General features: G+C 40.7%; 17 protein-coding genes and 1 tRNA gene. 11 read left to right on the top strand and 7 right to left on the bottom strand.

The window, feature by feature from the left end; genetic code table 11:
• Positions 1-325: 325 nt before the first annotated feature.
• The 4 genes from NZ896_04965 to NZ896_04950 all read right to left on the bottom strand — a co-directional run bounded on the left by NZ896_04965 (position 326) and on the right by NZ896_04950 (position 2,976).
• The gene (locus NZ896_04965) at positions 326-1,558 is read right to left on the bottom strand and encodes an MFS transporter (protein MCS7116805.1); all 1,233 of its coding nucleotides are present in this window, start codon (positions 1,556-1,558) and stop codon (positions 326-328) included.
• A gap of 95 nt (positions 1,559-1,653) precedes the next feature.
• On the bottom strand, positions 1,654-2,004 hold the full coding sequence (locus NZ896_04960) for a hypothetical protein (protein MCS7116804.1): 351 nt from the start codon (positions 2,002-2,004) through the stop codon (positions 1,654-1,656).
• A 71-nt stretch (positions 2,005-2,075) separates the two neighbouring features.
• On the bottom strand, positions 2,076-2,315 hold the full coding sequence (locus NZ896_04955; GenBank protein MCS7116803.1) for a hypothetical protein: 240 nt from the start codon (positions 2,313-2,315) through the stop codon (positions 2,076-2,078).
• A gap of 19 nt (positions 2,316-2,334) precedes the next feature.
• Entirely contained in the window at positions 2,335-2,976 is a 642-nt protein-coding gene (locus tag NZ896_04950; GenBank protein MCS7116802.1) for a Snf7 family protein, read from the bottom strand.
• 179 nt (positions 2,977-3,155) lie between these two features.
• On the opposite strand from NZ896_04950, the gene NZ896_04945 reads away from it, so the two are divergent.
• The 3 genes from NZ896_04945 (at position 3,156) to NZ896_04935 (ending at position 5,347) form a co-directional block, all read left to right on the top strand.
• Complete coding sequence (locus NZ896_04945) at positions 3,156-4,454, top strand: TldD/PmbA family protein (GenBank protein ID MCS7116801.1); 1,299 nt, start codon at positions 3,156-3,158, stop codon at positions 4,452-4,454.
• Positions 4,455-4,506: 52 nt separating this feature from the next.
• Entirely contained in the window at positions 4,507-4,962 is a 456-nt protein-coding gene (locus NZ896_04940) for a class I SAM-dependent methyltransferase (protein MCS7116800.1), read from the top strand.
• Between the two features lie 76 nt (positions 4,963-5,038).
• On the top strand, positions 5,039-5,347 hold the full coding sequence (locus NZ896_04935; GenBank protein MCS7116799.1) for a DUF2153 domain-containing protein: 309 nt from the start codon (positions 5,039-5,041) through the stop codon (positions 5,345-5,347).
• A gap of 118 nt (positions 5,348-5,465) precedes the next feature.
• On the opposite strand, the gene NZ896_04930 is transcribed toward NZ896_04935, so the two are convergent.
• Positions 5,466-6,434 carry an aminopeptidase gene (locus tag NZ896_04930; protein ID MCS7116798.1) on the bottom strand — a complete coding sequence of 323 codons (969 nt, stop codon included), beginning with the start codon at positions 6,432-6,434 and terminating at the stop codon, positions 5,466-5,468.
• Between the two features lie 201 nt (positions 6,435-6,635).
• On the opposite strand from NZ896_04930, the gene NZ896_04925 reads away from it, so the two are divergent.
• The 4 genes from NZ896_04925 to NZ896_04910 all read left to right on the top strand — a co-directional run bounded on the left by NZ896_04925 (position 6,636) and on the right by NZ896_04910 (position 10,356).
• A complete protein-coding gene (locus NZ896_04925) occupies positions 6,636-7,835 on the top strand; it encodes an MFS transporter (protein ID MCS7116797.1) in 1,200 nt (399 codons plus the stop codon).
• Between the two features lie 87 nt (positions 7,836-7,922).
• Positions 7,923-8,405: a metallophosphatase family protein gene (locus tag NZ896_04920; GenBank protein ID MCS7116796.1), complete on the top strand. Its 483-nt coding sequence runs from the start codon at positions 7,923-7,925 to the stop codon at positions 8,403-8,405.
• Positions 8,406-8,416: 11 nt separating this feature from the next.
• A complete protein-coding gene (locus NZ896_04915) occupies positions 8,417-9,010 on the top strand; it encodes a matrixin family metalloprotease (protein ID MCS7116795.1) in 594 nt (197 codons plus the stop codon).
• Positions 9,011-9,051: 41 nt separating this feature from the next.
• Positions 9,052-10,356 (top strand): FAD-dependent oxidoreductase, encoded by a 1,305-nt coding sequence (locus NZ896_04910; GenBank protein MCS7116794.1) that lies wholly within the window; start codon positions 9,052-9,054, stop codon positions 10,354-10,356.
• A 92-nt stretch (positions 10,357-10,448) separates the two neighbouring features.
• Here NZ896_04910 and NZ896_04905 read toward each other — a convergent pair whose 3' ends face one another.
• Both NZ896_04905 and NZ896_04900 read right to left on the bottom strand, forming a co-directional pair.
• A complete protein-coding gene (locus NZ896_04905) occupies positions 10,449-10,598 on the bottom strand; it encodes a hypothetical protein (protein MCS7116793.1) in 150 nt (49 codons plus the stop codon).
• 99 nt (positions 10,599-10,697) lie between these two features.
• Positions 10,698-10,850, bottom strand: a tRNA-Trp gene (locus NZ896_04900).
• Positions 10,851-11,414: 564 nt separating this feature from the next.
• On the opposite strand from NZ896_04900, the gene rimI reads away from it, so the two are divergent.
• The 4 genes from rimI to NZ896_04880 form a co-directional block, all read left to right on the top strand.
• Positions 11,415-11,873 carry a ribosomal protein S18-alanine N-acetyltransferase gene (gene rimI, locus NZ896_04895; protein ID MCS7116792.1) on the top strand — a complete coding sequence of 153 codons (459 nt, stop codon included), beginning with the start codon at positions 11,415-11,417 and terminating at the stop codon, positions 11,871-11,873.
• Between the two features lie 96 nt (positions 11,874-11,969).
• On the top strand, positions 11,970-12,956 hold the full coding sequence (gene radA, locus NZ896_04890) for a DNA repair and recombination protein RadA (protein ID MCS7116791.1): 987 nt from the start codon (positions 11,970-11,972) through the stop codon (positions 12,954-12,956).
• A gap of 21 nt (positions 12,957-12,977) precedes the next feature.
• Positions 12,978-13,241 carry a hypothetical protein gene (locus NZ896_04885; GenBank protein ID MCS7116790.1) on the top strand — a complete coding sequence of 88 codons (264 nt, stop codon included), beginning with the start codon at positions 12,978-12,980 and terminating at the stop codon, positions 13,239-13,241.
• A 61-nt stretch (positions 13,242-13,302) separates the two neighbouring features.
• Positions 13,303-13,524: hypothetical protein (locus tag NZ896_04880; protein MCS7116789.1), on the top strand; the 222-nt coding region annotated here is incomplete at its 3' end.

Below are 13,524 nucleotides of genomic sequence, written 5' to 3'. Positions count from 1 at the left end.
ACTTTGCAGTAAGGGACAAGGGTGGAAAGTATTTAGGAACGATAGAAGTAACTCAAGATATAACTGACATAAAAAAGATTGAAGGAGAAAAAAGACTTCTCGATTGGGAAGGTTAAAGCAGACAAATATAACAAGCAATAGTGTAAATAATGATCGAGGTTCTTGAATAAAAGAAAGGTATCTTCACCGATCTTCGTAAAAGTTGTAATTCGAGACAAGATTCTGTCTTTTTAATATTCATTATTAAAATCATTCTTCAAGTTTTACTCATTTTACTGTGAATGTGTGATAAGACCGATCTATTTGATGATCGATTCGATGATTTTTATGGATGCTCTCTTATCGATAGGAATGCTATAAGGGCAGTAAGAAAGATTACACATCCAGTTAAGAGCATCGTTGCCAAACCGTATGAGGCGGTCAAGAAGCCTCCCAAAAACGCCCCTATTACAGATCCGAGTTTGGATAATGAAAAGTATACACCCACTCCACCGTAAGGGCTGAGTTCTAACGATAGGTAGTTCGTTGATAGATCGAAGAGTGCCCACATTACACCCATAGATGCAAGGAGAATGGAAACTACGATGAGTGAGGAGGGTGAAGGATTGAGAAGAAATGGAATGAGTATCAATGTTATAATACTCCTCGATAAACAACTCATTCTAACGCTTCTCATACCATACCCTATCAACTTACCGATGAAGAGATAGGTTAGGGAGGATGCGAGTGAATTGGCGAAGAGGATTAGAAATATTGTAGATCGCTCGGCGAATGCCTGTTTGAGAATGATGGGCATGGGTGTAAATATCAGACTCGTGGCCAATGTAAATAGTAATACACCGATGAGAAATCTTATAAAACCCGTCCCTTGAAGTCGTGAAACCATCTTGAGTACGTAAGATGAGTAATTCGGATCGTCGGCGAATCGAAGGAGGCTCAATGAATAGTTTATCACATTTAACCTTCTATCGATGGATGTAATCTTTCTCTCGATCTTGAGTTGAGGTTCATAGATCATAAGTGATGAAAGGATAAAAGACAATAGGTAAAGAATGCCTATACCGATAAATATCAAAGAGTATGGGATGTTTGAGCAAAGAGTGCCTAAGAGGAAGCCTATCGATGATGTAATACTTCTTATCAACATGTATAGTGACATTACTTGTAACCATTCATCAAAGGAGCTCGACTCGGCGATGAAGAGGCTCACAGCCGGTCTATGCATAGAGAGGAATAAAGAGAATACACCATAAATCAGCAACAGAATATAGGGATCCTTTATATAATTAATGGAGAATGTTATCATACCCATAAATAAGAAAGGGATCGTTAAGAATACTTTGTAACGCTTTAGGTAATCACATAGATAGCCCCAGAATGCGGATGCTGGAATGAAGACCGCTTCACCCACCATCATGAGGATTCCTACATAGATCAAATCCTGCTTTAGAGATTCTACAACGTAAAGGGTGAGTGAGGTTTCAAATAGTGCCAAGACTGTGTAAGCAGGTATAAATGGTAACCAAATCTTTAAGTTTGAACCATACCCATTCCACATAATTACTCGACCACCTTTGCGACAATTCCTTTTCTAATATAGAATCATAAGGTAACTCATCGAATCCTCCCTCACTGAGATTTATAACAAAATTTTTACACTACATCTTTTAAATCGTTCAGACCGAGCCTTAACTCATCCATCAGATCTGTAATTGTTGAGGAAGGATAGATACGATTCAAAACACCTCCCAAAATAAATAGAGGGATCCCTAATAGGTTTGAAAAGACGGGCTCGGGGCATAGTATAAGGGCTAGACCAATGGTAGAAATCTTTTTACCGATGTTACGTTTTTCATTTAAAGCTCTAATCTGGGCTTGTACTTCACGCCTAGCAACTTTGATCATCTCCAGACCGATCCTTCGAGTCTGGTAAGCCCTTTGAATCTCTTCGATAGATGATAGATCGAATCGAATTTTCGGGATCTTTCTTTTAGATGAAGCCATCTCGATCTGACGTCCAATTACATGAGGATCGATATTTTATTCAAATTATTCGAATCAACGTATTATTCGAATTAACGCATTACACTTTCAGATCTCTTCTCAGAAAACCTTGCCCAGATAGCAACAGAAATCGTGGTGATTATCGATCCAGCGATCCCCGTAATGAATGCTCCGAATAAAACCTCATTCTTAACTAGATATGGTATCACTTCGATGAACCACTTACCGATCCATGGTAATACTAGATAACCGATAAAACCGAGTACGAACCCTAGTAACCAAATCCCAAAGATTACAGATTTCCTACCCATCCTCTCACCATCTGATCATTTAGGTCTGTTGTGACTGTTCTGATACATTTGAAGGTATCGGTAGCTCCGGGAACTTCTCTCTCATCTTCTGCTCCGCTACTGCAGAAGCCTCATTCAGTATCTTCTCCGCATCCTCGTTAGCAGCTTCAAAGTTTAATGAGAGTCCGCCGAGCTGCCCAGCATCTACCAATATACTACTGAGTAGACTGTTGATCTCGCTTATCTCATGCTCAGCTTCAGGCATCACATTTATCAACCCAGACCTAATAGATTTAATGATACCTACAGCGGGTGTCAATGTGACAGCGAAGTCTCCAATCTCTCGAACCGTTTCTAATCTGAGAACGACCCGCTCAAGGGCGATCTTTGCTTGAGTTACCATCTTCACCATCTTCCTAATTTCGACTATTTCATTGGATAGGGCAAGGGCCGTCTGATTGTCATGAGTTTGAAGCGCTGCTACGACCTTTCTAAAGAGAGAAGAGTCCCTCTCCTTCAACCTTGAGAGGGTTGCATCCAACTTTGATATTTGTGTCTGAATTCGGCGTGTAGCCTGCTCGAGCCTCAGCCTTAATGGCTCCTGTGTTTTAAATGATTCTGTGATCTTCTCCTTTAAGCTCACATCCCTAGATCGATCCCACTTATCCTTGAACTGGCTCATCACCATCACCTAAAGCTTATAGTAACGATGGTAAACATACACATTTAAGTTCAGAATCTTTTACTTTAAGCTCAATATTTTGTTAATTAATTTGTGAGAAAAAATTTGTAAGTCTGTACGACAAAGATGGAAAATTTTATTTCTTAAAATCTACAAATCCTTAATGAATTATGATTGATTTGGATAAACTCACGAATATTTTAAATGGATTTTCTGTGGATTACGCCGATTTTAGGATCTTTAGACAGAGAGATTTAGAAGTGGCCTTAAGGCACGATTCGTTCGATATTTACGAATACTCCTCCGAGAGCATAATATTTAGAACGATGGTCGATGGCGGCTATGGCGTAGCATCTACCGATAATTATAGTGTGGATCACATAAAAGAGGTGTGTAGGCTCGCTATCAAGCAGGCTAGAATGTGTAAAGGAGGTATGGCACTTCTCCCTATTCGTGTGGAGCAAGGTGAATATGAACATCCGATTAAGAAGGGGATTGAGATCGATGAAGTATGTGAATTTTTGAGGTATTTGGAGAAGGAGATCAGAGATTCATTATCTCAATTCTATACAAGATCGGAGCTGATCTTCTCTTACCATGAATTGGAATCGGACTTTATCACATCAGAAGGCGCCCGTATAAGAGAGCGCAAGCCTCTCATCGAGATAACACTCTACGTACTGGCTAAAGATCACATGCAAGGTTACTCAAGCGAAATCGTTGGAGGTATGGGCGGTTATGAAGTGATTCTACAGAAGCCATGGGATAGGATAGTAGAGGTCTTGGTAGAGAGGGCTAAATCTTCTTCCAAAGCCTCCGCTTCGAAATTTAATGGTGAGCGGCTTAAGGTAATTTTAGACTATAATGGAGCGGGTGCGATCGCGCATGAAGTGGCACATATGCTCGAAGCAGATACCTATCAAAAGGAGCTATTCGCCAACCTCAATTTTGGTGATTTAGAGATTGTAGATGATCCGACTTTAAGTGGCGGGTACGGTTCTTTTCATTGGGATGATGAAGGTGTTAAGAGTGTGAAGAAACGGTTGATCTCGAAGGATGGTGTAAACCTCCTGCACACGAGATTGACAGCCAAGTGTGGGGATGTGGCCGGTAATGCTCATGGTATTACGCATAAACCAAGACCTATGATCAGCAACGTATTCATTCGGCCATCGGATTGGAGGTGTGAAGAAATATTCGAAGATACTCGCCATGGTGTCTATGCAGAAGGTATCGTTAGGGCTGAAGGTGATGTTGCGAATGGTAGGATAGAGATCGTACCTGAAATAGCTTATCTTATCGAAAAGAAGCAGATCACAAAGCCCATTAGAGGCTTCAGAATTGTAGGCCATGTGAGTGATATTCAAAGGATCGATGCGATAGGTGAAGAATGTTCATTAAGACCAAATGTGGAGAAGGGTTATCCAGTATCGGAAGGTAGCCCATACATTAGGATAGATGGGATAAATTGTTATTGATGAAAGTAAAGGATTTAAGCTTCGATCACCGCTATGTCGCAATGGTGATAACTTGTCACTCGCACCGTTCGTTTCAAGCTCGGAAAAGGTCGTTTATGAAATGCTCAAGTTGGCCGAGTTAAAGGCTGGAGAGTTGGTCTATGATCTGGGCTCAGGCGATGGTAGAATATTGATAACGGCAGCGAAAGATTTCGGTGCACGTGCGATCGGTATCGAATTGAATGAAAATCTGGTCAAGAAGACTATTGAGAAGATTCGTGAGTTAAAACTTGAAGATAAGGTCCGGGTGATCCACGGCGACTTCATGAATGTCGATATTTCCGATGCGGATGTTGTAACACTATACTTGACGGAGCGTGGTAACGAAGTTGTAAAGCCAAAGCTTGAAAAGGAGCTTAAACCGGGCGCCCGCGTCGTTTCACATAACTACGAAATTCGAGGTTGGAAACCGATTCGTATAAAAGAGGTGGAGTGGCGTAGAATTTATCTCTACGAAGTTAAAAAATAAAAGTTACGATAAAGTTACATTAATTCACATAAAGCCATTTAAGAGAGTTTGTATTAAGATATGGTAGTGAGTAAGATTGTCCGATTGGATAAAGAGTAGGGAAGAGGCCAAAGAAAGGATCAGTAAGTTATCACCGAAGGATCGATTAGATTACATCAGCGCCTGTTTTGAATGTATAAATGCGATAGGCCGTAGCAATCTGGGATGGTTACAATGGTTGTCTAACCCTTCACTCATGTCGATGTTCGATGAAGGTACATTGAAGGAGTTCTTCGAAAAGTTGAAAAGCTTCGCTCTAGCTTACATAGATTTTGATATAGAAGCTACAAAGAAAGGGATGAGGCCTGAAATACTCGAAAGGGGAGAAAGAAAGCCATATATGTAGAATTTACAGCATCTGCATTCTACGATGATTCGGTCTGAAGAACGATAACAGATTTAACCACCTTTGAGCCTTGTGTAACCTTCATCGCCATTATACATTAAGGAATTTCTAAGCTAAATTATAGAATGAGCCTTCCTTCCTTAACTATCTCCTTCCCATCCACAATGACTGTAGGCTCTTTTATGAGCCCATCTACATGTATCTTACTCTTGACTTTACCTCCCAATGTGAAGCTACTACCTAGAGCGAAATGAACACTACCCATCCTCTTTTTATCCTCTGCCAAGATCCCTATGATTCTTGCCTTCGGGTTCGTCCCTATGGCGAATTCGGCGATATTTGTAGCATTCTCATCAGCACCCTCTATTATCTCTCTTAATCTTCCAGCTTCTTTACCCCCTTCGATCTTTGTAACCTTACCATTACTTACTGTAAGTCGTATAGGTTCACTCAATAGACCGATACCATCCATCGATGTATCAAACACGATCGTACCATTGGCTGTACCTTCGACGGGAGCTATAGGTGCTTCACCATCGGGAAGGACTGCGAAGCCGACCTTTGGGTTGTAAAAACCTGCCAATACGAAGGCCTCTCTCCCCTCTATGCTGAACTCAACATCTGTGCCAAATTTACTCGTCACTCTAACCATTCTACCTTTCGTTAAAATATCTGCAACCTTTTCCGTATCCTCTCTCACCTTTTTGTAGTCTGCGAGCATCGCCCCTCTGCTCATCATCTCTTCAGTCACACCTCTTAGTATTAAGACCCTCGCACCAGCTTCACTCGCCTTTACTCTTGCGCTTGTATGTGTGATGGAATAGGTCGTCGGGGCTAAGACGACATCTGCACCGAGCATCGCTTGACTCACAACTCTTGGTGGCTCATTCCCATGCATCTCCCTCGTGCTCATTATAACCATGGTAGTCTCAGCCCCTATACTTTTGGTTGCATACGCTAGTGCTTCAGCGATCGATAGCATATTCACATCTGTCACTATACAGACCTCTTCATCACCTTTAACCTTCATACACTCTTCCACAGCGATTCTAGCCGCCCTCGCCATTTCAAACTTCATACCTATCATCGAGCCTCTTGATCATTACATCTTTCTCTTTTAAGCTTATAAATATAATCAAAGAGCTTAAGTAGGTTTATCCATAAATTTGGATCTGTCAATAGATTAAGGTCGATTATACGATGAAAACCTTGGTATTACGATCTACCAAGGTAATGGCAGATGGAAGGGCTGTGATATAACTGTTAAATGACACTCTCGGTGTCGATGATGTTCAAGGAGCTTCATTCCAACGTCAAGATCTTACTGATCACGTCCGGTTTTTTGAGCTTATCGATGGGTATCACTTATCCATTCCTTTCTGAGTACATTTACACGATAACCGGTAGTGCGGTTACAGCTGGAATCGTTGCATCTATTCACAACATCACCTGCATATGTTTCTTAATATTGGGCGGATTCCTTACAGACCACATCGGTAGGAAGAAACCCATCTGGATAGGGACCTACCTTCTTAGCCTCTCTCAATTCTTATATGCATTGGCCGATGAGGAATTCGAGTTCTTCTTAGCAGCGATGATTGAAGGTATTTCATGCCTCTACTTCCCTGCATTTAACGCTATGATAATGGACTCTGTGGGTAGTGGACGGTTGATGAGTACATTCACTCTAGCCCTTATCATAAATCACTTACCTTTTACAGTCACATCGATACTTGGCGGTTACTTTAGGGATTCTTACGGCCTTTTGGGCTTGAGGATCGGATTCATCTTCGGAGGTCTTATTACACTCATTATTGGGTCGATCAGATGGAGAGTTTTGTCAGAAACGATGGAGAGTGTTAAGTATCTCAATATTAAGATGTTATATAAGCCATATATAAATGTTGTAAAGGACTTTCAAAGGCTACCAGATATTGTGAAGAAACTTGTAATGTTACGTAGTTTTGTCCTATTGATCGGTATCTTCGCCCTTTACTACTTCTCCATCCTTTACGCTGTCAATTATGCCAATATAGTATCCTTCACCGAATGGGGTCTGATAGTATCTCTATCTTCAATCGCTTACACCTTTGCCCTACCTCTGACCAGACTCGTGGTTATGATAAAGCCTCCCATCTCTTACTCAATTCTTATACTCTGCGAAGCTCTGACACCCTTGCTCTTCCTTCTCAATATGAAGATCACTCTATTCATCGCCATGGCTTTACTAAATGTATGTAGTGCATTGATCTATGGTATGGAGAGGTCGATCGTAGCGAAAATGGTGGAGCAGAATTTGAGAGGTAGATCTGAAACCTTCATGGATCTCTCATATTACTTCGGCGCGACCATCGGTTCCTTGATCGGTGGATATGTCTACTCGTATTCACCACCATTTCTACTTATTATAATCTCATCCCTTTTGATGGTGGGAGCTATCTTTGGCTTTTTCATATTTGCAAAGTCGCCTAAGATAGGAGGCCAATAACCTCTTGTGATACCTTTATATGATAGTTAATACTCGATACTAAAAAGGCTACAAATTTATTAGATCGATGGGCTTTATCAAGGTTGAATGAGAATTGGTGTTTTATCAGATACACATAAGACTTCGTTTATAGAAATTCCTAGTAGGGTCATCGATGAATTAAGAGATGTTGATATTATAATTCATGCTGGTGATTATACGAGTATGGATGTTGTCGATGGTTTAAAAGGATTGGGCAGGTTTAGAGGGGTTCATGGTAATATGGATTCACCTGAAGTTAAAAGTGCGTTACCACGTATCGATACTTTCGAAGTAAGAGGGTTTAAAATAGGAGTTACTCATTCAGTCGAAGGCTTCATACCATTCAACCCGATCGATAGATCATCGAAGGTGTTCAAAGGGGTGGATGTGATGATTTATGGCCATACTCATATAGCGAAGAGTGAAGTGAGAGGAGGAGTATTGTATTTCAATCCGGGTAGCGCGACCGATACATTCCCCGCCCTTTACAAATCTATAGGGATCATAACTCTAGATGATAGAGTGAATGGGAGGATTCTGAAGTTATAGGTGAAGGGCCATTGAAATCGAAGAGGGTTAATATCGATGTGAAGATCGTCCCTACAGATGATGTGCCAGATGCTGATCTACATTTTGCTTTAAATACATATAGGGAGGCATTTGTAGAATACGTAAGTGTAAAAATCTCAGGCGAAGTTTTAAGTCTGAGTAAGATTCCCTATCGAATGACCACATTCGGTAGACAGTACCTTGCCGATGCGATTCTAGAATTGGGCATTCGGATGAGAGAGGACGATGTGATCATCATACTGACATCTGCCGATATCTATACGGGTAATATGAATTACATCTTCGGTCTGGCTACGATCGGTTCGGCTATAATTTCATCAGCTCGAATAAATCCGAACTTTTGGAAGGGGTTCGAAGAAATCTTCTACTATGCAAGTAAGGGAAGGCCATTCTTTGAGAAGCAGTTCAGAAAGGTTTTGATTCATGAATTCGGTCACACACTGGGACTCCTTCATTGTAACGATTTGGACTGTGTTATGCATTACTCTAACTCTCCCCTTGAACTCTACAGAAAGGGCGAATGGTTCTGTAAGAATTGTTGGAAGAAGTTCACATCTATAATCGGTAGTGATAGATCCCTATAAAAGGATAAATCTATCGACCTACTTTTTTTTAATGGTGCAAAATGTCGATCAGGTTAGCGATCATAGGTGCAGGTATTCTAGGAACATCATTCGCATACTGGGCATCCAGAATCTGCAACGCTTCTATACTGGTCTTTGAAAAGGAGGCTGACGTTGGTCTACATGCAACACTTCGCAACACGGGTGTTATGCATAGACCATTCTACCTCAATCCAGCGAAGAAGAAGATCTTCGCCCAAAGCTCTCAACTATCTTATGAAAAGTTTTGGCTCGATTATGCCAAGGAGAAGAACCTACCGTGGGCACAGATTGGCACCTATAAGATAGCTTTGAATGAGGAGGATGTGAAAGAACTTTACAAATATATGAAGTGGGGCCTTGAGAATGGCATGGATGAGAGTGAGCTTGAATTCCTTGATGGTAAAGAAGTGAAAAAGTTCGAGCCTCATGTAGAATGTGTAGCTGCCGTATTATGTAAAACCGATACCGCTGTAGACTTCAAGAAGTTCGCCGAAGCGTTAAGGTATGATGCTGAAGCGTTTGGTGTGAAATTTTTGACGAATCACCAGGTCTTGAGGATAGAGGTTCAGAACGGGAAGTTGAATATCTTCGTTAAGGATAGAGAAGAGCCATTCCAAGTAGATTACGTGATAAATAGTTCTGGCGGTAGTTCTTTAAAGATCGCACAGAGTATGGATTTAGGTTTGGAGTATACAGACCTCCACTTTCGAGGAGAGTACTGGGTTGTAGAGCCGAAATTTGGAGAATTGATCCATCGCAACATCTACACCGTCCCCTACATCAAAGAGTATCCTTTCCTAGACCCTCACTTTATAGTTCGTTATAATGGTGTAAGAGAAATCGGGCCCAACGCGGTACTTGTAGCCAGTTCGGAAACGTATAACGGTCTAGCTAACAATCCTCTGGAGCTTTTATATGAAATCTTTGAGAAACCCATAACCAATAAATTGAGGTTATTCGTTGATAAGGAATTCATCACGTTGGTTTCAAGGGAGTGGAGGAGCTCTCTGTTTAAGAGGGAGATGTGTAATAGAGTGAGGAGGTTCGTACCCGAATTGAAGAATGAATATCTGATTCGCAAAGGGTTGGCTGGTGTCCGCAACTCTGTCATAGATAAGAAGGGTTTTGTGCCTGAAGCGATCGAATTGAGAAATGATTATTCTTGCCATATCGTAAACTTTAACTCACCGGGAGCGACAGGAGCACCTGCCTACTCAGCTTACATTTTGAATAAACTTATTAAAGACGGCTTCCTCCCTCTCAAGGCCCAAAAATCTTACGAGATGGATAGATTCAAAGAAATTGTAGATGAATTTGATCAGTAGCCTCGTAGGATTATCGAAATCATCTCATCCTCGATCTTATAGCTTTATAGCTCCTCATAACCACATTTATAATCTTCATAAATGTGAATATATTAACTTACGCTCTCCTTCGAAACTTCAAAATCGAAGACGTTCTGCCTATCCCTTATCGCAGCCAACACCTCTATCAACATATTCCCCAAGTAAATATCATCGACCCAGCTCGCCTTAGGTATAAAGGTGACTTTGAATACGAATTTCATAAAATCCTCCACCTAAAGACTAGAATCTCCTAGCTTTTATATAAAGGATAATAGCAAACTACAGCTCAAGACTTCATCCCTATGATATTGAATAAAAGATGGTGGGGACGGTGGGATTTGAACCCACGACCTACAGGTTCCTCCGCTCCAGATGGACATCATCCATTACGTCAGAGAACCCGTAGTTGACCTCTGGAGCCTGTTGTCCTTCCTCTCCAGGGTTCCAGAGGAACCATGCTAGACGACGTCCCCACCTTTACTATTTAGCGAGCTCAGCAATAATTTAATTTTAGGTTTGATATATATCTGTTACTTGAATGGAGCAACGGTAAAAATCTATCATAAATCTGAAGCTTTATCGGTATCAACTCAATACTCCATCATGCACTATGTATGATTATGTGGAGTTATTGGTAAAAAAGAGGAGGTTGGAAAGGGCATAAGTGGATAGTAAAATCCGAAAAAGCTTTAAGGGAAGAGATCGCTAGAGTTGATTCGAAATGCAAAAGGTAAAATCATCACAGGATTTTTACATGTCTAACTTCAGTTTCTGTAGTTGGTGTTGCCGATGCAAAAAGCAAAAATCGTTAAAACCAATAACCATTATGGAATTTGAGGCTGAAAGTTAATGTTGAAAGTAATGTACGTTTATTGAATAGCTATTCAATTCAATATAACAATCAAATTCTTTACATCGCTAGATGTATGATAAGAATTTAACTATCTAAAATAGCTCCAATTCTGTCAATTTTTTCATTTTTCTCCTTTATTCTGTCTTAAGCCCCATAGCGTAAAGAGAAAGCATTACTACTATCGATGAATGAAGCTATTATGATACCTTTGATAAAGGTTAGAAGGTGCGAATGGAGAGATTTGAACCGAGTCTTAGAGATTGAAAGATCATCATTTGACCAGCCTTATGATCTAAGTATATTCATATACTACTTAACGAATGAGTCTGAGAGGTTTTTGGTGGCTGAAGAAGATGATTATGTAGTTGGGTATATCATCTCATCTATATTGAATGATGTAGGTTTAATAATCTCATTAGCTGTAGATGAAAGATGGAGAAGGAAGGGAGTGGGTACAAAGTTATTGGAAATGGCTCTTCAACATTTATCCAATAGAGTGAAGCGTGTTGAACTTCAAGTAAGAGTGAGTAATGAATCTGCAATACAGTTTTATCGCCGTTTTGGTTTTAGAATTAAAAAGAGGATAGAAAGGTATTATCTCGATGGAGAAGATGCATATCTCATGGTAAAAGACTTTATTTGAAATTTTTACCAAGATGATCGGTTATTGGATCGGTGAATCTTTCGATGATCAAGGTTGAAAAGACTTAATATATACATGTTGTTTAAAATTTATGGTATGAGCAACGAAGAGTTGGAGTTGGATACACTTGAGGGTATAGGCCCGGTCACAAAGCAAAAACTGATCGATGCAGGGATATACACAATCCTTGATCTTACAATCAGAGGGCCTATGGAGATTGCCGATGCTTTAGGTTGGGATCTGCATAAGGCGATAGAACTCTGTAATAAAGCGAGGCTAAAGCTCGTCGAACTCGGTAGATTGGAGAAGGATTTCATTTCTGCCAGTGAAATATATAAGAGAAGGCAATCGATAGAGAGGATTACGACTGGCTCAAAGAATCTCGATGAACTTTTAGGTGGAGGGATCGAGACACAGGCTGTGACAGAATTTTATGGAGAGTTCGGCTCTGGAAAGACCCAGATATGCCACACTCTATGTGTAACTGTACAACTCCCAAAAGAAAAGGGCGGTCTTCAGGCCGGTGCCGTTTATATAGATACTGAGAATACTTTTCGACCCGAGCGTATAATCGAAATAGCGAGTGCGCGTGGATTAAACCCTGAACAGGTTTTACAAAGGATCATCGTTGCGAAAGCGTATAATAGTGCGCATCAAGAACTCATCGTGGGAGAATTGGGTAGCGTCATTACTGAGAATAACATAAAGTTAGTAGTTGTAGATTCAGCAGTTGCCCATTTTAGGGTCGAATTTCTTGGTAGAAGTACTTTGGCTGAAAGGCAGCAGAGGTTGAACCACTTCATGCATCTATTATTGAGGACTGCCGAAGCGTATAATGTGGCCTTCGTCGTTACCAACCAGGTCCAGGCCGCTCCAGATGTATTCTTTGGCGATCCATCCAAACCTACGGGTGGTCATGTAGTGGCGCACACGACAACATATAGGATCTATTTGAGAAAGGCTGCGAAGAATAGAATTGCCCGTATGGTAGATAGCCCTTACCATCCCGAGAGAGAAGCAGTTTTTATACTTAATGAAAAAGGAATAGACGATCCCGAAGAAGATACACCCCGTCGAAGATAGTTAGTGAATCGGTGAGTATCTATGCCATGCTATTTAAGAAGGATTAGGCGTCTACCTTTAAGGTTGAGGCAGAACCTCACCATCCCTCTAGGTGAAGATTTTGAGAGAGAGTTGATGAGAGAGCTCGGTGTAAAGACTCATGAAGAGATGGGTGAGAAGATCGATTCTATGAGTGATGAAGTATTCTTCGCCGTGATCGATAGTGTTATGAAGAAGGTAAGAAAGCCATCCCGCAAACCTTTTTCAGAGGAAGTCATTTCAAAAGAAGTCCCTTACATAACTTAAAATAAACATAATAGAATGGAATGTTTATAAAGTGTGAACTATCTAAAGGTATTAACTAAAAATGAAGAGCACACCATTAATAATCATCACGATAATAATACTTGCAACGATTTTACCACTCTCTTATGTAGAAGGTGTGTTTGCTTCGAATTGGATCTATAGTGAAAGGCTCAACCTAACTGTACTTGAAAGTGATGTCTTCTATGAGTTTGTGTTTACGGGCGGGAATGTGACCTCGAATCTATTTTCAAATGTAGAGAAGGATCTAAAGATTCAGGGCTTC

Source organism: Nitrososphaerales archaeon (assembly GCA_025058425.1).
Classification (GTDB): Archaea; Thermoproteota; Nitrososphaeria; order Nitrososphaerales; family JANXEG01; genus JANXEG01.
Note: the sequence above shows the minus strand (reverse complement) of the source record. Positions and strands in the feature narration are given on the sequence as shown.